The sequence below is a fragment of the Chromobacterium sp. W521 genome, assembly GCF_052805975.1.
The window spans coordinates 354,133-374,915 of sequence record NZ_JBRBAF010000006.1 but is presented as its reverse complement, the minus strand read 5'-3'; the positions used below and the strand labels follow the sequence as shown (position 1 = coordinate 374,915).

At 63.6% G+C, this 20,783-nt stretch carries 14 protein-coding genes and 2 tRNA genes; 7 read left to right on the top strand and 9 right to left on the bottom strand.

The genetic code is table 11. From position 1 onward, the window contains the following. Positions 1-52 precede the first annotated feature (52 nt). The 3 genes from ACUXV1_RS12070 to ACUXV1_RS12060 form a co-directional block, all read right to left on the bottom strand. Positions 53-3,187, bottom strand: coding sequence for an efflux RND transporter permease subunit (locus ACUXV1_RS12070; protein WP_446016622.1), 3,135 nt, complete (start codon positions 3,185-3,187; stop codon positions 53-55). Between the two features lie 10 nt (positions 3,188-3,197). Beyond that, positions 3,198-4,340 (bottom strand): efflux RND transporter periplasmic adaptor subunit, encoded by a 1,143-nt coding sequence (locus tag ACUXV1_RS12065; RefSeq protein ID WP_446016624.1) that lies wholly within the window; start codon positions 4,338-4,340, stop codon positions 3,198-3,200. A 549-nt stretch (positions 4,341-4,889) separates the two neighbouring features. Beyond that, on the bottom strand, positions 4,890-5,642 hold the full coding sequence (locus tag ACUXV1_RS12060; RefSeq protein WP_446016626.1) for a substrate-binding periplasmic protein: 753 nt from the start codon (positions 5,640-5,642) through the stop codon (positions 4,890-4,892). A 386-nt stretch (positions 5,643-6,028) separates the two neighbouring features. On the opposite strand from ACUXV1_RS12060, the gene ACUXV1_RS12055 reads away from it, so the two are divergent. Then, positions 6,029-6,466, top strand: coding sequence for an acyl-CoA thioesterase (locus ACUXV1_RS12055; RefSeq protein WP_162179232.1), 438 nt, complete (start codon positions 6,029-6,031; stop codon positions 6,464-6,466). A gap of 56 nt (positions 6,467-6,522) precedes the next feature. On the opposite strand, the gene ACUXV1_RS12050 is transcribed toward ACUXV1_RS12055, so the two are convergent. From ACUXV1_RS12050 to ACUXV1_RS12040, 3 genes are all read right to left on the bottom strand, one after another. Further along, positions 6,523-6,613, bottom strand: a tRNA-Ser gene (locus ACUXV1_RS12050). Between the two features lie 73 nt (positions 6,614-6,686). Beyond that, a tRNA-Ser gene (locus tag ACUXV1_RS12045) sits at positions 6,687-6,777 on the bottom strand. 62 nt (positions 6,778-6,839) lie between these two features. Beyond that, on the bottom strand, positions 6,840-7,973 hold the full coding sequence (locus tag ACUXV1_RS12040; RefSeq protein WP_446016629.1) for a GNAT family N-acetyltransferase: 1,134 nt from the start codon (positions 7,971-7,973) through the stop codon (positions 6,840-6,842). A gap of 74 nt (positions 7,974-8,047) precedes the next feature. On the opposite strand from ACUXV1_RS12040, the gene ACUXV1_RS12035 reads away from it, so the two are divergent. From ACUXV1_RS12035 to ACUXV1_RS12015, 5 genes are all read left to right on the top strand, one after another. Continuing rightward, complete coding sequence (locus ACUXV1_RS12035; RefSeq protein WP_446016631.1) at positions 8,048-9,640, top strand: NAD+ synthase; 1,593 nt, start codon at positions 8,048-8,050, stop codon at positions 9,638-9,640. Positions 9,641-9,767: 127 nt separating this feature from the next. Next, positions 9,768-10,874, top strand: a complete 1,107-nt coding sequence (locus ACUXV1_RS12030) for a hypothetical protein (RefSeq protein ID WP_446016633.1) — start codon at positions 9,768-9,770, stop codon at positions 10,872-10,874. A 110-nt stretch (positions 10,875-10,984) separates the two neighbouring features. After that, a complete protein-coding gene (lolA, locus tag ACUXV1_RS12025) occupies positions 10,985-11,605 on the top strand; it encodes an outer membrane lipoprotein chaperone LolA (protein WP_240315079.1) in 621 nt (206 codons plus the stop codon). 275 nt (positions 11,606-11,880) lie between these two features. Further along, positions 11,881-12,510 carry a PadR family transcriptional regulator gene (locus tag ACUXV1_RS12020; RefSeq protein WP_446016635.1) on the top strand — a complete coding sequence of 210 codons (630 nt, stop codon included), beginning with the start codon at positions 11,881-11,883 and terminating at the stop codon, positions 12,508-12,510. A 154-nt stretch (positions 12,511-12,664) separates the two neighbouring features. Beyond that, complete coding sequence (locus tag ACUXV1_RS12015) at positions 12,665-13,474, top strand: siderophore-interacting protein (protein ID WP_446016636.1); 810 nt, start codon at positions 12,665-12,667, stop codon at positions 13,472-13,474. A 102-nt stretch (positions 13,475-13,576) separates the two neighbouring features. Here the strand turns inward: ACUXV1_RS12015 and ushA are convergent, their stop codons facing one another. The 3 genes from ushA to ACUXV1_RS12000 form a co-directional block, all read right to left on the bottom strand. Next, on the bottom strand, positions 13,577-15,223 hold the full coding sequence (ushA, locus tag ACUXV1_RS12010; protein WP_446016637.1) for a bifunctional UDP-sugar hydrolase/5'-nucleotidase UshA: 1,647 nt from the start codon (positions 15,221-15,223) through the stop codon (positions 13,577-13,579). Positions 15,224-15,350: 127 nt separating this feature from the next. After that, positions 15,351-17,036 carry a glutamine--tRNA ligase/YqeY domain fusion protein gene (locus tag ACUXV1_RS12005; RefSeq protein ID WP_043640723.1) on the bottom strand — a complete coding sequence of 562 codons (1,686 nt, stop codon included), beginning with the start codon at positions 17,034-17,036 and terminating at the stop codon, positions 15,351-15,353. Between the two features lie 98 nt (positions 17,037-17,134). After that, positions 17,135-17,989, bottom strand: coding sequence for a Kdo hydroxylase family protein (locus tag ACUXV1_RS12000; RefSeq protein WP_043591554.1), 855 nt, complete (start codon positions 17,987-17,989; stop codon positions 17,135-17,137). 379 nt (positions 17,990-18,368) lie between these two features. Here ACUXV1_RS12000 and ACUXV1_RS11995 point away from each other — a divergent pair, with 379 nt between their 5' ends. Beyond that, complete coding sequence (locus ACUXV1_RS11995) at positions 18,369-20,654, top strand: YgiQ family radical SAM protein (RefSeq protein ID WP_043640717.1); 2,286 nt, start codon at positions 18,369-18,371, stop codon at positions 20,652-20,654. Positions 20,655-20,783: the final 129 nt, after the last annotated feature.

The following is a 20,783-nucleotide window of genomic DNA, read 5'->3' as shown; positions in this document are numbered from 1 at the left end:
GACCGCGCAAGCGGTCAGCGCCAGCGCCACCAATGAGGGAATCAGGGCGCGCTTAAACATGGTCGGTCTCCTCCGCCGCAACCGGCTTTTTGCGCCGCTCGGACGCCTGCATGATCAGCCGGAAGAACATCGGCACAAAGAATGTGGCGATGAAAGTAGCGGCCAACATGCCGCCCACCACCGGGGTGCCCAACGCGCGACGGCTGGCGGAACCGGCCCCGCTGGAAATCACCAACGGCACGCAGCCCAGGATGAAAGCCATCGAAGTCATCACGATGGGGCGGAAACGCAGCCGCGCCGCTTCCAGCGCGGCGTCCATCAACGGCAAGCCCTGCTGACGCTGCTGCACGGCGAACTCCACGATCAAGATAGCGTTCTTGGCCGCCAGGCCCACCAGCGTGACCACGCCGATCTGGAAGTAGACGTTGTTGTCCTGATGGCCGATGACGGCGGCGAGCAAAGCGCCGAACAGCGCGAAGGGCACCGAGGTCACCACCGCCAGCGGCAGGCTCCAGCGTTCATACTGCGCCGCCAGGATCAGGAACACCATCAGGATGCCGAACAGGAAAGCCGTGGCGGCGGTGCCGCCGGCCAGTTTTTCCTGATAGGCGCTGCCGCTCCAGGCCAGCGCATAGTCGTTGCCCAACACTTGCCGGGTCACCTCTTCCAGCGCCTGGATGGCCTGGCCGGAACTGACGCCGGGCGCCGGCTGGGCCAGTATCTTGGCGGCATTGAAAATGTTGAAGCGGTCCACCAGCTCCGGCCCGTAGCTGGATTTGACTTCCACCAGGCTGGACAGCGGCACCATCACCCCCTCGGTGGAACGCACATAGATATTGGCGATGTCCTCCGGCCGCGCGCGGAAATCCGCCTCGGACTGCAACTGCACCTTGTAGGTGCGGCCGAACTTGTTGAAGTCGTTGACGTAAAGCTGGCCGAAGGTGGCTTGCAGGGTGTCGAACACCTGATTGATGTCCACACCCAGCGCCTTGGTTTTTTCACGGTCCAGATCCAGGTATTTCTGCGGCACGTTGGCGCGGAAGGTGGTGGTCACGCTGGCGAACTCCGGCCGCTGCCGCGCGGCGGCCAGCAGTTTCTCCGCCGCCTGGCTGAGCTTTTGCGCGCCATGGTCGCCGCGGTCCTGCAGATAAGCCTCCAGGCCGCCGGTAGTGGACATGCCGATGATGGGCGCAGGGTTGAAAGCGCTCATCACGCCGGTCTGCACGGTGCGGCCCAGGCGATTGAACTCGGCGGACACGGAGAAAGAGTCCTCGCCCTTGGCCTTGCGCTGGTCCCAATCTTTGAGGGTAACAAAGCTGGTGCCGCGGTTGGTCTGCTTGGAACCGGACAGGATGTCGAAACCGGTGAAGGTGGTGACGCTTTCCACATTGGGGTTGGCCATCATCAGCCGGTCGAATTCCGCCGTGGCCTTGGCGGTGCGAGTCAACGCGGCCGCGTCCGGCAGCGCGGTGCTGGCGAACAAGGTGCCCATATCTTCATTAGGCACCAACGAACCCGGCACTTTCTGGTACAAACCGACCGTGGCCGCCAGAATAACGGCAATCAGGCCGAAAGCGACGCCGACGCGGCGGTTGAGAAACAGCACGCCCAACACATAGCGGCCGGTCAAGCGTTCAAAAGCGCGGTTGAACCATTGGAAAAAACGCGGCGGCTGATGATGGCCGGGCTTGAGCAACAAAGCGCACAATGCCGGGGTCAGCGTCAGCGCGACAATGCCGGAGATGATCACCGACATGGCGATGGTGACGGCGAACTGCTTGTACATCACGCCGGTCATGCCGCCCATGAAGGCCACCGGCAGGAAGACCGCGCACAAGACCAGCACGATGGCCACCAAGGCGCCGGACACCTCCCCCATCGCCAGCACCGCGGCCTCCTTGGCGCTGCAGCGCCGCTCGCTCATGATGCGTTCGACGTTTTCCAGCACCACGATGGCGTCGTCCACCACGATGCCGATGGCCAGCACCATGCCGAACAGGGTCAACAGATTGATGGAAAAGCCCAACAGCAGCATGCCGGCGAAGGTGCCGATCAGCGACACCGGCACCGCGATGCAGGGAATCAGCGTGGCGCGGAAATTCTGCAGGAACAAATAAACCACCAGGAACACCAACACCGTGGCTTCCAGCAGGGTTTCCACCACGCCGTGGATGGAGACCTTGACGAACTTGGTGGTGTCGAAGGGAATGGTGTAGTCCACCCCGGCCGGGAAGCGGGCCTTGAGCTCCTCCATCTTGGCGGCGATGGCGGCGGATACCTTGAGCGCGTTGGCGCTGGGTTGCAGATAAGTGGTGATGCCGACGCTGGGCTTGCCGTTGCGGGTGCCGAGCACATCGTAGTCGTTGCCGCCCATTTCCACCCGAGCCACATCCTTGACGCGGATCTTGGAGCCGTCCGGCATCGAGCGCACGATGATGTTCTCAAATTCCTTGGGTTCGCTGAGCCGGCCCTTGGCGTTGACGGTATAAGTAAAGCTGATGGGCGCGCTGGTGGGCTGAGCGCCGATCTTGCCGGCGGCGAACTGAGCGTTCTGCTCTCGCACCGCCTTGGCCACGTCGGACGGGGTCAGGCCCAGCTGGGCCATGCGGTCCGGCCGCAGCCACAGCCGCATCGCGTAATCCGTGCCGCCCATCATCGCCACATCGCCCACGCCGGGAATGCGCTTGAGCTCGTCCATTACGTTGAGCAGGGCGAAATTGGACAGGTAGTTGCGGTCGTACTGGCCGGTGGGCGAGCCGATGGAGATCACGCTGAGCACCGAGGTGGACTTCTTGCGCACCGTGACGCCCTGGCGCTGCACCTCGTCCGGCAGCTGCTTCATCGCCGCCTGCACCCGGTTATTGACGTCGATGGTGGCCTGGTCCGGATCGGTACCCACGGCAAAATAGACATTGAGGCTGAGCTGGCCGTTGGAAGCGGCGCTGGATTGCATGTAAAGCATGTTTTCCACGCCGTTGAGCTGCTGCTCCAGCGGCGCAGCCACGGTTTGGGCGATGGTTTCCGGCGTGGCGCCCGGGTAATTGGCCGACACCGACACCACGGCCGGAACGATCTGCGGGTACTGCTCCACCGGCAGCGCGCGCATCGCAGCCAGGCCGGCCAGCACGACGACGATGGACAACACGCTGGCGAAGATGGGGCGATTGATGAAGAAACGCGAGAACATAAGCCTCTCCTTACGCCTTGGCCGGCGCGGCGGTCACCGGCTTGACCACCGTGCCGGGACGGGCTTGCATCAGGCCATCGACAATCACCCGCTCGCCGGCCTTGAGGCCGGATTCGATCACCACCCGGCCGCCCACCTGAGCGCCCAGCTTGACCATCCTGGCCTGCACCTTGTTGTCCGCGCCCACCACCATCAGTTGATTGTCCGCTTGAGCCTGAACCACAGCCTGCTCCGGCACGGTCAGAACATTCTTGCGCACGCCCAGATCCAGCAGCACGCGCACGAACTGGCCCGGCAACAAACGCTCGTCCTCATTGGGAAATTGCGCCCGAGCGCTGATGGTGCCGGTTTTGGGATCCACGCGGTTGTCGCGGAAATCCAGCTTGCCGCTTTGCGCATAGACCCGGCCGTCCGCCAGACGGATGCGAACCGGGTGGAGGGTGCCGTCATCCGCGCTCACTTTGCCGGTGGACAGGCTGTGCTCGTAATTGAGGCTGTCCTGCTCGGAAATGGAGAAATTGACGTAGATGGGATTGAGCTGAGAAATGGTGGTCAGCGGCTCGGCGGCGTCCACGCGGATCAGGCTGCCTTCGGATTGCACCTGCTTGCTAGTCAAGCCGGGAATCGGCGCGGCGACGCGGGTGTAGTCCAGGTTGAGCTGGGCTTCCTTGACCTTGGCGTCAGCGGATTGTTTGGCCGCCTTGGCGGAGTTCAGGGCCGCCACCGCGTTGTCGTAGTCCATTTTGGAAACCGCCTGTTCCTGGTACAGCGGACGGATGCGCTCCAGATCGGCTTCGGCTTTTTGCAGCGCGGCCAACTGCACCGCCTGCGCGCCCTTCGCCTGTCCCAGCTGCGCTTGGTAAGGCGCGGGATCGATCTGGAACAGCGTCTGGCCCTGCTTCACCGGCTGGCCTTCCACATAGGTGCGCTTGAGCAAAATGCCGCCCACGCGGGCGCGCACCTCGATATCACGGTAACCGGCGGTTTCGCCCACCAGTTCCATGGTCATGGGCACGTCGCCGGGCACAGCGGTTTCCACGGTGACTTGCGGTACGGCGACAGCCTGTTGCTGCGGCGAGCCGCAGGCGGCAAGCCAAACAGGCGAGGACAATAGCAGGGCAAACGACAATAGCTGTCGCGGCGAATAGCGCATTATTATTTCTCCATATGAGCGGGTATTCAGGATGGGCGGGCCAACCCAGGCGCAAGCGGAAACCTTGTAGGGTCAAGCGGACTGCTCTGAACCAGAGGCGCGGCAGTCCTGTTTGGAAGCGGCTGAAGACCCGCTAACCCCCTCACGTTGAGCCTGCTTGCACTGCCTGCGTCGGCGTGCTTTGGCTCAGGTTCTCTACGAGGGCTTGTTAGCGGCTCTAAACCGCCTCCCATTAGAACAGCCTGTTATGAAGTGTTTTTTTTGAAAACAGCCGTTTTTGTAAATTGCGGGTAAATTCACGAGAAAACGGTGTAAAAAGTTGTGAATGCGAATCAAATCTATAATGACGATCGTGACGCGCTGTTTTTGCGGTTTCAAGCCGCGCCGCCAACTGTCACCATCGCTAAGAGCCTGTTCTAAAGTCTCGCGAGCCAGGGCGAGACAAGGCAAAACGAGCGAAAAAGCGGAGTGGTCGAGGGGTACATGAGCATTTTGAGCTTGTACTCACCGTGCGACGCTTCACGAAGCGCCGCAGACTTTGAACAAGCTCTATGGCAGAGGCTGAAAGGCTTTCAATAGACGCTCATAGCTGCCGTCCCCACGCATTGCGCTCAGGCCGGCCTCGAATTTCGCCGCGTTCTCACGGCCCTTGGGCCGCGCCTTGGAGAAAGCTAGCCAAAAGCCATCCTGGCTGATGCTCCCCACCTTGCGAATGCGGCCCGCCGCGGCGGGGTTGCCGCGGATGCGCAACTGGCCGGGACGCGTGTTCATCAAGACATAATCCACGCGGCGGGCCAAAAGCATGCGAATCAGGTCGTCATCCGAATGCGCCACGGATTTTATGATTTTGGAATCTCTCATGAAAGCGCTGGGATAGGTGTAGTCCTGAGTAATGCCCACTCTTCGTCCGGCCAAGTCCCGCAGACTCAGCCCGGCATCAGCGGCTGCAAGCGAAAAGATGGCCAGCTCCTCGGTGAACATCGGCGTTGGATGCCACCAGAACTGTCCGCGATTATCGTCGGTAATGGTGGCGCTGAGACACCCGGCAACGCGGCCAACCCGCGCCAACATCAAACAACGCGCAAACGGCACCAGTACGAAGCTGACCAAAACGCCCTGGCGGCGGAAGGCCTCCCGCGCCAGTTGCGGCGCCAGCCCCTGCGGCGCGCCATCGGCGCCGCGCTCCGAATACGGCGGCCAGTCATCCTCCACGGCGATAAGCAGAGACGGAGGCGATGCGTCCGCTTGCGCCGCCACGGCGAGCAGGACCGCACACAAGATTCGTCGAAACCACGCTTGCATCTGTATCCCCTTCTCCCCCGCAACGACACGGCCCGACAATGGACAAGCGCCGCTCGCCAACAATCGCCCGCTGCCAACGTGCGGTTCCCTAGCCACGCTTAATATCGACAGCTTTTCCAGTCAAGACGCCCTCATCAGCACCGCGGCCTCTCCTTTCCGCGAAACCACGTATGAAAATCGCGAGCCCGCCGATCGAATCGTCCTGGAACCTTATGGCGCTGCTGGATGCCGTCCATCTTCTATCTCACCGGGAACAACGGCCTTCCCGCGCCGCCGCCTAAGCTGAAGCGGGCAACGGCAAAGCGCTTGACCCCCGCGCGCGGGCAATGCCAAGATCATGAATCGCCCCGCCTTCATGCTAACCGCTGCCGCTTGAGGAGATTGGTTTGGAACCGTTTTGCCATCCGCTGGAAGTGCGCTGGTCCGACTGCGACGCCAACCAGCACGTCCGCCATACCGCCTACGCCGATTTCTGCACTCATGCCCGCATCGAATGGCTGCGCGGCCAGGGCTTCGGCTTTGAACAATTTCAGGCGCTGGGCTTTGGCCCGGTCATTTTCAAGGAGTGGACCGAGTATTTCAAGGAACTGCGGCTGAGCGAGCGGATCCACGTGCGCCTGGCCATCGCCGGCCTCAGCCAGGATGGCAAACGCTTTTGCATCCGCCACGAGATCTACAAGGAGGACGGCCGGCTGGCCGCGCGTCACGAAGTCAGCGGTTCATGGATAGACCTGACCCTGCGCAAGCTGACCACGCCGCCGCCGGAACTGAGCGCCATCTTCGCCTGGGCGGAGCGCACCGAGGATTTTCAGGCGCTGGATTGAGAAACGCCGAACGCAAAAAAGCCCTGACTGAAACAGTCAGGGCTTTTTGCTTGCTTTGGCGGAGAGGGGGGGATTCGAACCCCCGTTAGGGTATTACCCTAAACACGCTTTCCAGGCGTGCGACTTAAACCACTCATCCACCTCTCCGGAGGTGTCTTGCTTGTCTGCGCCGGCTGGACCGGAGCAATAAAAAAACCGCCAGGGCAGTTTTTATTGATTCTGGCGGAGAGGGGGGGATTCGAACCCCCGTTAGGGTATTACCCTAAACACGCTTTCCAGGCGTGCGACTTAAACCACTCATCCACCTCTCCAGAATCTCTGCGAAACAAGGCGCTTGGCGTTTCGTTCACAGAGGCTGCGCAGTATATAAGCCCTATCCATCCGGCGCAAGTGTTTTGTAAGCGGAATGAGAAAAAAGAGCGTCGACATACTCGCCCACCCCTTCCCGTTCGCGCCGCAGCCAGCCGGCGATCGCCGCGCGGAAACGCGGGTCGGCGATGTAATGGGCGGACCATGTCCGCTCCGGTTCAAAACCGCGCGCCAGTTTGTGCTCGCCCTGGGCGCCTCCTTCGAAGCACTGCAGGCCGGCGCGGATCGCGTATTCCAGGCCTTGGTAGTAGCACAGTTCGAAATGCAGGCAAAGAATATCGACCAACGCGCCCCAGTAGCGTCCGTACAGTACGCCGTCCTGCTCCAGACAGAGGCTGGCCGCCAGCGGCGCGCCGTCCCGCTCGGCGACGAACATCAGGCAATGCGAACCCAGCCGCTCCGCCAGCAGCGCGAAGAAAGCCGGGTTCAAATAGGGCGCGGAGCGATGCTCCAGATAAGTCTGGCGGTAGCAGCGGTAGAAAAACGCCCAATCCTCGGCATGGATGGCCTCGCCGCGCAGAGCCCGCACATTGACGCCCGCCTCCGCCACCTTGCGCCGCTCCTGGCGGATTTTCTTGCGCTTGTCCCGGCTCAGCGTGGACAGGAAGGCGTCGAAGTCGGCGTAGCCGCGGTTTCGCCAATGGAACTGCACGCCCTCGCGCAACAGCCAGCCGGCCTCGCCCAGCGCTTGCGCCTCCTCCCACGTGGGAAACAGCACATGGGCCGACGACAAGCCGTGCTCGTCCACAACCTGCTCCAGGCCGGCGATCAATTGCGGCCAGGCCTCCGGAGCGCCCAGCAACCGGCGGCCGCTCACCGGGCTGAACGGCGACGCCACCACCAGCTTGGGATAGTATTGCAGCCTGGCGCGCGCATAGGCTTCGGCCCAGGCCCAGTCAAACACGTATTCGCCGCGCGAATGGCGCTTCAAATAAGCCGGCGCCAGCGCCTGCAAGCGGCCCTCCCGCTCCACTGCCAGCGGCAAGGGCTGCCAGCCGCTGGCCTCGCCCACGCAGGCCGCCCGCTCTAGCGCTTCCAGCCATGGGCGGCCCATGAACAGATTGCCGCTCTCCCCCAGCCCGGCCCATTGTTCCGCGCCCCAGGCGCCCACTCTCTCATGCAATTGCAGCGACACCATGATTCCTCTCGGGCGTTTGCGCCGTCTATCAGGTAAAATTCCATCTATCTCGAAACATTCGGTTCCCTATCAAGATGCGTATCGCGCTCGCCCAGTTCAACCCCGTTGTCGGCGATATCGCCGGCAACACCCGCAAAATCCTCGACCTCGCCCACGCCGCCATCGCCCAGGGCGCGGACGTGCTGGTCACGCCGGAGCTGGCCTTGACCGGCTACAGCCCGGAAGATCTGCTGCTGCGCGACAGCTTCTACCGCGCCTGCAGCCAGGCGCTGGACGAGTTGCTGGAGCTGGACGGCATCACTCTGGTGGTGGGACACCCAGCCCGGATGGGCACGGAGCGCTTCAACGCCGCCACCGTACTGCGCGACGGCAACCGCCTGGGCCAGTATCACAAAATGCTGCTGCCCAACGACGAAGTGTTCGACGAATGCCGCTACTTCACCCCCGGCGCGGCGCCTCTGGTGTTCCAACAGGGCGACGCCAAGGTGGGCGTGCTGATCTGCGAGGACGTGTGGTCCGTCGACCCGGCCGCCGAGGCCGCGGACGCCGGCGCGGACGTGGTGGTGGTGCTCAACGCCTCCCCCTTCCATCGCAACAAGATTGAAACCCGCCACGACGTGCTGCGCTTCCGCGCCGAGGAAACCGGCCTGCCCTTCGCCTACGTCAACCTCACCGGCGGCCAGGACGAACTGGTGTTCGACGGCGCCTCCTTCGCCGTCAGCCGCGCCGGCGAGGTGGTGGCCCAGGCCGCCGCCTACGACGACGAGCTGCTGATCGTCGACTTCAACGACGGCGACCTGCTGCCCGGCGCCAAAGCGGCGATGCCCGGCCCGCTGGAAAGCGTCTACCGGACGCTGGTGACCGGCGTGCGCGACTACATCGGCAAAAACGGCTTCCCCGGCGCGCTGCTGGGCCTGTCCGGCGGCATAGACTCCGCGCTGACGCTGGCGGTGGCGGTGGACGCGCTGGGCGCGGACAAGGTGCACGCGGTGATGATGCCCTCGCGCTACACCGCGGACATCTCGGTGACCGATTCCCGCGACATGGTGAACCGCCTGGGCGTGAAGTACGACGAAATCGAAATCTGGCCGATGTACGAAAGCTTCGTTCAGGCGCTGGCGCCCAGCTTCGCCGGCCTGGCCGAGGACACCACCGAGGAAAACCTGCAGGCGCGCATCCGCGGCACCCTGCTGATGGCGCTGTCCAACAAGAGCGGCAAGCTGGTGCTCACCACCGGCAACAAATCGGAAATGACCACCGGCTACTGCACCCTGTACGGCGATATGGCCGGCGGTTTCGCCGTGCTCAAGGACGTGGCCAAGACCCTGGTGTTCGAACTGTGCCGCTGGCGCAACCTGCAAGGCGAGATCATCCCGGAGCGCATCATCACCCGCCCGCCGTCGGCGGAACTGCGCCCGGACCAGACCGACCAGGACAGCCTGCCGCCCTATGAGGTGCTGGACGCCATCATGGCGCGCTACGTGGAGGAAAACCTGTCCGCCGACGCCATCATCGCCGAAGGCTACGCCGAAGCCGATGTGCGCCGCGTGGTGCGGCTGCTGAAGATCAACGAGTACAAACGCCGCCAGGCGCCAGTGGGCCCGCGCGTCACCCACCGCGGCTTCGGCAAGGACTGGCGCTACCCGATCACCAATAAATTCAGCTGACGCCCGCAGCCGGGGCCGCCGCGCCCCGGCGCCGCATGACATAGGCAATGCCGGATGCGTTAAAATGTCCCGCTCGCGCCGGATCGTCCCCGCCCGCCCCGCGCCGAATCTCGCTCAAGGAAACACCATGCGTCTGAAGAAATCGGGACTATACGCCGCGCTGTGCGGCATCGCCCTGCTGACTGGCTGTGTCTCGCCCCTCGCCAACAAGAGCGCCGACCAGGCCGTCCGCAAGATCATGCTGCAAAACTGGAACAGCAAAGGCTACAACATCGACGCCGACATCGGCTTCGACGAACTGAAGGTCGCCGACGTCGACAAGGCCAAGGAAGACGGCGGCCAGCTGGAGCAGGCGGCCGCCTCCGCCGCCGATCAAATCGCCCGCAGCATGCGCCTCAACATCAAGGCCGCGCTGGACGTGCCAGGCGGCAAGCTGGAACTGATTCCGGCGCTGCGCCTGGAACGCCGCAACTTGCTGACCAGCGTGCAATTGCCGCTGCAATTCCACGCCAAGGACCTGTCCTTGCTGGTGGACCCGTCCGCCGCCTACCTGTTTGTACCGGAGATGCAAGCCTACGAGGGCAAGTTCCTGCGCGTACGGCTGCCGCAGCGCGTGGCCGACAACTTCCCGCTCCAGGCCATGTACCAGGCCATGCCCAAACTGCTGGACGAAGCCTACGCCAAAGTGGACAAACAGGCCTTCAGCTTCCAGCCGCTGGACCCGCGCGCGGCGGAACTGGGCGCGCGTTACCGGCTACGCATCGCCATGAGCCGCGCCCAGGAAAACCAGCTGGCTTCACAGATTATCGCCGGCCTGATCCAGGTGGCGCGCCAGGAAGCCGCGCGCAAGCCGCAGATCAAGCCCGGCCCGCTGGGCAGCGAAAGCTTGCTGCAACTGATCGATAGCCTGATCAAAGCCTCCGACGCCAACCCGCTGAACAGCAATACCGTCAGCGATCTGTACGTCAGCCGGGGCGGCGACCTGCTGTCCATCCGCCAGACCATACGCTTCGACAGCCCGCGCGTCCGCGGCCAGGCCCATGCCGACATCCGCTACAGCCATCTGGGCAAGCCCGTGTTCGCCTTCCAGCCCGCCGAAGCGGACATCCTGGACTTGGAGCGCCTGGACAAGCCGGAATGGCTGAAATCGCTGGGTCTGGCCTTGCACGCGCTCAACCAGCCGCCGGCGGCCGGCGACGAAGCCGCGGCAGTGGAAAACACCGCCCCGCAATAATCGCTAACAAACCAGCAACGCCGCCGGCGCGCTCGAAGAAACCCCGCGCCGCGCCGGCGGTCCCATCTTGGTCACGCGGCCCGGGCCGCCCACCGCAAGGATTTCCCCGCATGAAGATGAAACCGATCTCCGCCACACTCATCCTCGCCGCCCTGGCGCTGCCAGCGGCCGTCAACGCCGCCGCCATCGCTCAGCTCAAGGCCTTCGTCGCCGGCAACAAAACCCTGAGCGCCGACTTCAAACAAGTGGTCAGCAACAAGAACAAGCGCGAGGAAGCCAGCGGCCGGCTGGAAATCGCCCGTCCCGGCAAATTCCGCTGGGAGTACAACAAGCCCTACGAACAATTGATCGTCGGCGACGGCAAGACGCTGTGGGTCTACGACAAAGACCTGGCGCAAGTCACTCGCAAGGCGCAGGGCGCGGCCCTGGGCTCCAGCCCTGCGGCGCTGCTGGCCGGCAACAACGCCATCGAACAGAACTATCAACTGAAGGAAGCCGGCAAAACCGGCGAGGTGGAGTGGCTGTCCGCCAGCCCCAAGCAGGCCGACAACAGCTTCAGCGCCATCCGCATGGGCTTCAAGGCCAATATGCTGGTGGAAATGGAGTTGACCGACAGCTTCGGCAACCACACCAAGGTCAGCTTCAGCGCGCCGCGGCAGAACCCGCCGCTGACCGCCTCCCGCTTCGCCTTCGTTCCGCCCAAGGGCGTGGACGTGGTCAGCGGCGATTAAAGCCCGCCAACAAAACCCCCGATCCTGCGTTACGCCTCCTTGTCGCGCCACTTTACTGCCTGCGTCGGCGCGCCTTGGCTCAGATTCTCTACGTGGTTTTGTTAGCGACGCTAAACCGCCCCTCTTTAATAGCCGCCTCTGGGCGGCTTTTCTTTGTAAACCGCCCCTGCCTTGCGCCAAAAACACCACAATCCAGCACCGTTCCCGCAGCGTGAACTTGACTTTTATATATCTAAAAACATATCTTAAGATATATTTTCCATAGGAGAGCCGCCATGCCTCACCGCCTCGACACCCTTCTCCGCCACTTTGGCGGACGCCATGCGCGTCATCGCCCCCACGCGATGGCCAGACACGGCCACGGCGGCTTCGGCGGCGGTGACGACGAAAGCATGACCCGCGGCCGCAAATTCAGCTCCGACGAACTGCAACTGCTCTTGCTGGCGATGCTGGAAGAACGGCCCAGCCACGGCTACGAACTGATCAAGGCGCTGCAAAGCCGCAGCAACGGCTTTTACAGCCCCAGCCCAGGCATGGTCTACCCGGCGCTGACTTATCTGGAAGAATTGGGCCACGTCACCGTGAGCCAGGAAGGCAACCGCAAATGTTATGCGCTGGCGGAGGCCGGCCGCGTGTCTCTGGAACAGAACCGCGAGCAAGTGGAATGGATGATCGCGCGGCTGCAGCACATCGCCCGCAAAATGAACTCCATCCGCCGCGCGCTGACCGGGGAAATGCCGCCGCCGGACGACGCCGCCGGCAGCTGGATTCCGGAGCTGACCCGCGCCCGCGGCGAATTGAAGCAAGCGCTGATGCGAACCACCAACGTAGACGAGGATGAACAGCGTCGCATCGCCGCTATTCTGCGGCAGGCCTGTGAGCAAATTCTGGGCGACACCGGCTAAGACCCGCCAACAAAACCCCTGATCCTGCGTTGCGCCTCCTTGTCGTACCACTTGTACTGCCTGCGTCGGCGCGCCTTGGCTCAGGTACGCTGCGCGGTTTTGTTAGCGGCTCTAACCCCACGCGCCCAGCCACGACATCAAGACAGGACACCCGATGACCACACCCAATCTGACCGTGCAACGCCTGCGCCACCCGCTGCGCTTCCGCCTGCTGCAAGTGCGCGCCACCCGCCTGCTCGGACCTAAACTACTCCGCGTCACCCTGGGCGGCGAAGACCTGGCCGGTTTTACCACCGCCTCCTTCGACGACCACCTTAAAGTGTTCTTTCCAGAACACCCGGACGGCAAGCCCGCGCTGCCGACGCTGGTGGACGAAACCCTGATTTACCCCGAGGGCCAGCCCCGCCCGACCGCACGCGACTACACCCCCTGCCGCTTCGATCCTGAGCGGCAGGAGCTGGACCTGGAGTTTGTGCTGCATGAAGCCGGCCCGGCCACCAGCTGGGCGGCTCAGGCCAAGCCCGGCCAATATCTGGGCATCGGCGGCCCGCGCGGCTCCTTCGTCATCCCGGCGGACTTCGACTGGCACCTGTTGATCGGCGACGAATCCGCGCTGCCGGCTATCCGCCGCCGCCTGGCCGAACTGCCGCCCACGGCCAAGGTTATGGCTCTGCTGCAAACCAGCGAGGCGGACGAGCGCTGCGAACTGCCGCCCCACCCCAACGCCGACATCCGCTGGGTACATCAGGACGTCGCCGACTCGGAACCGGCTCTGCTCTCCGCGCTCAAGCAACTGGCGCTGCCGGCGGGCGAAGGCTTTGTCTGGGCCGCCGGCGAATACCACGCCATCCGCGCGGTGCGCCTGCACCTGCGCGAGGAGCGCGGCATCGACAAGAGCCGCATCCGCGCCGCCAGCTACTGGCGCGAGGGCAAGGCCGCCAGCCACGAAACCCTGGAAGACTGAGCCGCGGCTCAAACGACAAAGCCCCCGAACGGGGGCTTTGCTCAACTGAAGGCAGGAGACCAGGCAAGCCCCGCCTCTCCGGCAAGGCTTGCCCAAACGGGCTCAGTTGCGCGTCACCGCATCGCCGGGCGCGTAAGCCGCGGCGTCGATGGGCGAATGCGCGGCGATGTACTCGCGCAGCATCTCGGCGTCGACGAAGCCGGTGTTGACGTAACCCGGATGCTTGTTCATCAGCGGATAGCCGTCGCCGCCCGCGGCGATGAAGCTGTTGATCGCCATCCGGTAAGTCTTGGCCGGACTGATGGGCTGACCGCCGATCAGCGCCTGCTGCAGCTGGCCGCCGACGATGCGCAGCTTGACGCCGGCAAACTGGCCGAAGGCGCCCGCGCCGGGCGTCATGCTCGCGGCGGCTTTCAAGTAGTCCAGCGCCTCCTGGCCGTTCAGGTCCACATAGGCCAGGGTGCTGCCGAAGGGGAACACCTTCAACACGTCGCGGTAGTTGATCGCGCCGGCCGGCAACGAATCACGGATGCCGCCGGAATTGGATACGGCGAAGTCCGCCTTGACCTTGTCCATCATCACCTTGCCGACGAACACACCCAGATTGGTGGGCTGACTGCGCACCACGCCGCGGTCGCCGTCCAGCTTGGCGCTGGTCCGGCCCACCGGCACATCCAGCGCCGCCTGACCTTTGTTCTGATAGTTTTGCAGGAAGTTGCGCAACTTGCCGTCTTCCTCGATCAACTGGGTATACGGCACCTTCCGTTCCTTGCCGTCCTCGCCCTTGACGGTTTTTTTCAGATTCACCGGCATCAACTGATATTTGGAGAGCTTGAGCTTGCCGTTCCGGAACTCGAAATCGGCGCGGCCCACGTATTTGCCCCACTCGTGCGCCTGCACAATCCAGGCGCCATTCTGGCGATCCGGCGCGCAGGGAGCGCCCGGCACGTAGGCGTCGTCGCGCTGGTTCTCCGCCTTCATGCACACCGGGTTCTGGCTGTGGCCGCCCACGATCAGGTCCAGCCCCTTCACCGCGCGCGCCATTTCCACATCGCCCGGCGCGTTCACGCCGTGCTGGCCATCGGTGTAATGGCCCATATGGGTGGCGGCGATGACGATGTCGGCCTTCTGGCGCAGTTCAGGCACCAGTTTACCGGCCTCGGCGATCGGGCTGCGGAACTCGATGCCCTTGACCTGCTCCGGGTTCACCATCTTGGCGGTGTCGTCGGTGGTCAGGCCCAGCACCGCCACTTTCACCCCGCCCAGATTGAACATCGCGTAGGGATCGAACATGCGCTTGCCATCCTGGTAGATATTGGCGGACAGCATGGGGAAGTTGATCCACTGGCGTTGCTTCATCAGCACCGGCACCGGCTTGTCGAACTCGTGGTTGCCCACCGCCATCGCGTCGTAGCCGATGCGGCTCATGCCGCGGAAGTCCGGCTCCGCGTCCTGCAGATCGGATTCCGGCACCCCGGTGTTGATGTCGCCGCCGGACAGCAGCAGCATGTAGCCGCCGTCGGCCTTGACCTCAGCGCGCACCTGATCCACCAGCGTCTTTTGCGCGGCCAGCCCGTATTCGCCGTCGCTATTGGGCCAGAAACGACCGTGGTGGTCGTTGGTGTGCAGGATTGTGATTTTGTAAGTCTTGTCTTCGACGTAATTGCCTTTGCCCGGCGTGGCGGCGCAGGCGGAGAGCAGGCCGGCGGCCAGCAGGGACAGGGCAATCGGTTTCACGGACAGTTTCATCGTTAATCCTCGTTCTTATGCAGGCGGCGGCTTGCGCAAGCCGCAAAAATGGCGGACCCGCGGGCCCGCCATTGCTGGAAGTGATTCACCAGCCGGACGCGCAAAACATCCAGCCAGGCGCCGGCGCTTACTTGCTCCAGCTATCCTTCAGGCCCACGGTGCGGTTGAACACCGCCTTGCTGCCGGCCTGGTGGTCGTGGCGGTCGGTGACGAAGTAGCCCAGGCGTTCGAACTGGAAGCGGGACTCCGGTTCGGCCTTCAACACGGCGTCTTCGACATAGGCGGTGACGGTGCTCAGCGATTCGCCGTTCAGGAACTGGCGGAAATCGACATACTCGCCGTCTTCGCCGCGCACCGCGTCCGGGCGCGGCTCGGTGAACAGACGCTCGTACCAGCGCACTTCGGCCTGGATCGCGTGTTCGGCGGACACCCAGTGAATCACGCCCTTGACCTTGCGGCCTTCCGGGTTCTTGCCCAGGGTGTCGTGGTCAATGCTGCACTTGAGTTCCACCACATTGCCGGCCGCGTCCTTGACCACTTCCTCGCACTTGATCACGTAGGAATAGCGCAGGCGCACTTCGCCGCCGGCGGTCAGGCGCTGCCACTTGGGCGGCGGCACTTCGGCAAAATCGTCCTGTTCAATCCAGATCTCGCGGGCAATCGGCACTTCGCGCTCGCCAAACTCCGGATGATGCGGATGGAAGGGCGCGCTGCGGCTGGCGGTAACGGCGGCGTCGTAGTTGGTCAACGTCACTTTCAACGGCTTCACCACCGCCATCACGCGCGGAGAGTCGTTTTCCAGCGTCTCCCGCACCGCGCCTTCCAGCACGCTCATGTCAATGATGTTCTCGCCCTTGGATACGCCGATGCGCTGAGCGAACAGGCGGATGCCGGCCGGGCTGAAACCGCGACGGCGCATGCCTTCCACCGTGGGCATGCGCGGGTCGTCCCAGCCGCTCACCAGGCCGTCGTTGACCAGCGCCTGCAGCTTGCGCTTGGAAGTCAGCGCGTACAGCAGCTCCAGCCGCGAGAACTCGTACTGGCGCGGGTGGCAGCCGATGCTGATATTGTCCAGCACCCAGTCGTACAACGGGCGGTGGTCTTCAAACTCCAGCGTGCACAAGGAGTGGGTAATGCCCTCGATAGCGTCGGAAATACAGTGGGTGTAGTCGTACATCGGATAGATGCACCACGCGTCGCCGGTGCGGTGATGATGCGCGCGGCGGATGCGGTAGATCACCGGGTCGCGCAGATTCACATTGCCGGAAGACATGTCTATTTTCAGACGCAGCGTCTTGCTGCCGTCCGGGAACTCGCCGGCTCGCATGCGGGCGAACAGATCCAGGTTTTCTTCCACGCTGCGATCGCGGAACGGGCTGTTCTTGCCCGGCTCCGTCAGGCTGCCGCGGTACTGGCGCATTTCTTCGGCGTTCAGATCGCAGACGAAGGCCTTGCCGTTCTGGATCAGCTCCACCGCGTAGCCGTAAAGCTGCTCGAAATAATCAGAAGCGAAACGGACGTTGCCGTCCCAGTGGAAACCCAGCCACTCCACGCTATCCTTGATCGACTGCACGAACTCGTCGGACTCTTTCTCCGGATTGGTGTCGTCCATGCGCAGATTGCACTTGCCCTTGTAATCATCGGCCAGGCCGAAGTTCAGGCAAATGGATTTGGCGTGACCGATGTGCAGGTAGCCGTTGGGCTCCGGCGGGAAGCGAGTGACGATGCCGCTGTGCTTGCCGGAAGCCAGGTCCTCGTCAATGATGTTGCGGATGAAATTGCTGACAACCGGCGCGTTGTTTTCCGTGCTCATTGTTTTGTGCAGTGCGATTATGACTAATCGAAGATTGTAACCGATTTCGCCCCGACTGGGAGCGGACCGGCCACGCCCGCCCCTCCCGTTTGATCGCCTTACACCAAGACCTTGCCCGTCAACTGTTCCAACAGCGCCAGCGGCGACTGTTGCGGCTGCGCCATCTCCGCCGCCGGCAGCCAGAAAGTCTGCTCCAGCATGAACTGGCCGGACATCACCGCGTGAGACGCGTGATCGGAGAAACAGACCCAGGCGCAGCCGGGCGGAAACGGCATGGTTTCCTGCGGGCATTGGCGCTGGTAATCCAAATCCGCCTTCATAGCGTCGTGCAGATGCAACATGATGTGGTCGTAAGCGCTGCGCTTGCGCTTGGTGATTTTCAAGGCCGCCAGCAAGGCCGCCGAACCCGGCCATTGCCGCGGCACCCGCGGCAGCATGCGCCGCGCCATGTCGACGAAAGGCTCGCCCACCCGCCACACTCTGGGCTCGCCATGCGGGTTGATATTGCAGAACACTCGCAAAATGCGTTCGCCGTAATTGGGGCGGGACGGAAATGCGTCCACGTGCAGCCGGCTGTCGTCCTTGCGCCAGGAAGTCCGGCGCTCCTCTACCCGCATCAGCCGCAGGCTGGTGGGCGCGGCGCGCAGCTTGCCTTGGTACTCCGGCAGCAGCCTCGAGGCCAGATCGGCGGCGGCCCGCTGGTAACGCGAGATCAAGCCGCGCGCCTCCGCCTCCCGCTCCGCTCCGCCCACCACGCCGTGCAAGGCGCCGTTGCCCGGCTCCAGGCTGATGTTCTTGCGCTTGGGATCGGCGATGGCCGGGTCCAGCAAGCGCCCCTCCTCGGCCAGCAGCTGGAAGTCGAAACGGGGCAGATACAAAACCTTGCCCCGCTCCAATTCATCCACATAGCGGCCTTGCGCCGCTTCATCCACCAATACGATCTGGCTCGTCATATTGAGCTCCTGCCTAAAACAATGATTTCCTTCCTGGAGGGAATGGCGGAAACAACGGAGCTGACGCCGAGGCCTGCCCGGTTTTACCCGCCCCCTCCTCCTCCGGCCGCGCCATGGCGGCTGCTCGGCAAGCCGTTTCCGGTCTGGCGAATGGGCCGCTAGGATACGCCCGCGGCAGGAGAATGTCATGCCGAAACCGTCGCCTCCCGTTCCTGCGGCCAGGACGCGCAGCGCCTTGATTTTGATGAGCAAAACCGCCCCTTCGGCAAAACCCTACTGCAACCAAGGCAATTCTCAATAAAAAACAAGCGCTTATTCCACAAGCAAGGCGCAACTATGGCATAATGTCGGGTTGCTCGAACTTCAGTCCATTGCCAGCATGACGACCGCACACGCCGCCAAACCGATCACCTCTTACCGCAAGTACTGGGCCAGCCGCTTCGGCCCCGCCCCGTTCCTGCCGATGACCCGCGCCGAGATGGACCAGCTGGGCTGGGATTCCTGCGACATCATCCTGGTCACCGGCGACGGTTATATCGATCACCCCAGCTTCGGCATGGCGCTGGTGGGCCGGCTGCTGGAAGACCAAGGCTTCCGCGTGGGCATCATCTCCCAGCCGGATTGGCACTCCGCGGACGCTTTCCGCGAGCTGGGCAAGCCCAATCTGTTCTTCGGCGTCACCGCCGGCAATATGGATTCGATGATCAACCGCTACACCGCGGACCGCCGTCCGCGCTCGGACGACGCCTACACCCCGCACGCCGCGGCCAACAAGCGGCCGGACCGCGCCGTCACCGTCTACGCTCAACGCTGCCGCGAGGCCTACCCCGGCGTGGGCGTGATGGTGGGCAGCATTGAGGCCAGCCTGCGCCGCATCGCCCACTACGACTACTGGAGCGAGAAAGTGCGCCCGTCGGTGCTGATCAACTCCAAGGCCGACCTGCTGCTGTACGGCAACGCCGAGCGCGCGCTGGTGGAAGTGGCACATCGCGCCGCCAGGGGCGAAAAGCTCAGCGAGATCCGCGACGTGCGCGGCACCGCCTTCATCGTGCCGCACGGCTGGCGTCCGGACGAAGAATGGCAGGAGATGGATTCCAGCGTGGTGGATCTGCCGGGCAAGGTGGACGCCCACCTCAACCCTTACCAGGAAATCCCGGAACAGGCGGCCGAAGCCACCAAGGACCAGGACCCGTCCAAACCGCAAGTCATCCGCATCGAATCGCGCGAAGAGCGCCTGGCCAAGCGCCGCGCCGAACGCGCCAAGACCGTGATCCGCATTCCGGCCTACGAGGCCGTGGCCCACGACCCGGTGCTGTACGCCCACGCCAGCCGCACCCTGCACCTGGAATCCAACCCCGGCAACGCCCGCGCTCTGGTGCAGATGCACGGCGAGCGCGACGTGTGGCTGACGCCGCCGCCCATTCCGCTCACCACCGAGGAAATGGACCACGTCTACGGCCTGCCCTACGCCCGCAATCCGCACCCCAGCTACGGCGACGCCAACATTCCGGCCTGGGAAATGATCAAGTACTCGGTCAACATCATGCGCGGCTGTTTCGGCGGCTGTACCTTCTGTTCCATCACCGAGCACGAAGGCCGCATCATCCAGAGCCGTTCCGAGGAATCCATCCTCAAGGAAATCGAGGAAATCCGGGACAAAACCCCGGGCTTCACCGGCCACATATCGGACCTGGGCGGCCCCACGGCCAATATGTACCGCCTCTCCTGCAAGGACCCGAAGATCGAGCGCTCCTGTAGGAAGCTGTCCTGCGTGTTCCCGGACATCTGCGAAAACCTGAACACCGACCACAGCCACCTGATCCAGCTCTACCGCAAGGCGCGCGCGCTGCCGGGGGTGAAGAAGATCAATATCCAGTCCGGCTTGCGCTACGACCTGGCCGTGCGCTCGCCCGAATACATCAAGGAACTGGTGCAGCACCATGTGGGCGGCTATCTGAAGATCGCCCCGGAGCACACCGAGGACGGCCCGCTGTCCATGATGATGAAACCGGGCATGGGCGCTTACGACAAGTTCAAGGAGCTGTTCGAGCGCTTCAGCCGTCAGGCTGGCAAGGAGCAATATCTGATCCCCTACTTCATCGCCGCCCACCCCGGCACCAGCGACGAAGACATGATGAACCTGGCGCTATGGCTGAAGAAGAACAACTTCCGCCTGGATCAGGTGCAAACCTTCACCCCCACGCCGATGGCGATGGCCACCACCATGTGGCATACCCGCCGCAACCCGCTCAAACGCTTGAGCCGCAGCTCGGAAAAAGTGGATGTGGTGCGCGACGGCTACCGCCGCAAGCTGCACAAGGCCTTCTTGCGCTATCACCATCCGGACAACTGGCAGATCCTCCACGACGCGCTGATCCAGATGGGCCGCGCGGACCTGATCGGCCACAGCAAGCACTGTCTGATTCCGCCAACGCCGCCGGGCGACAAGGCCGCCGCCGTGCGCCACCGCATGGGCGCGCCGCTGTCGCGCAACAAGGCGCCCGGCCAGCGCGCCGCGGCTCCCGCCGGACACGGTCAGCGCGGCAAACCCGCGCAGACCAAAACCGCGGCCAAGCCCCACGCCGGCCAAACGCCGGCCGGACGCGGCAAGCCCACGAAACCGGGCAGCAAACCAGCAGGCGCAGGCAAGGGCCGCAGCCGTTGAATCCAGCCGCCCACGGGCGGCTTTTTGCCGACCGGCGGCCGGGCACTTCACCCCGCCGCCGACGTCTCAGAACCTAATATACGATCTCGCGAGCCAAGGCGAAAACAAGCGGAAAAGCGGCATGCACAA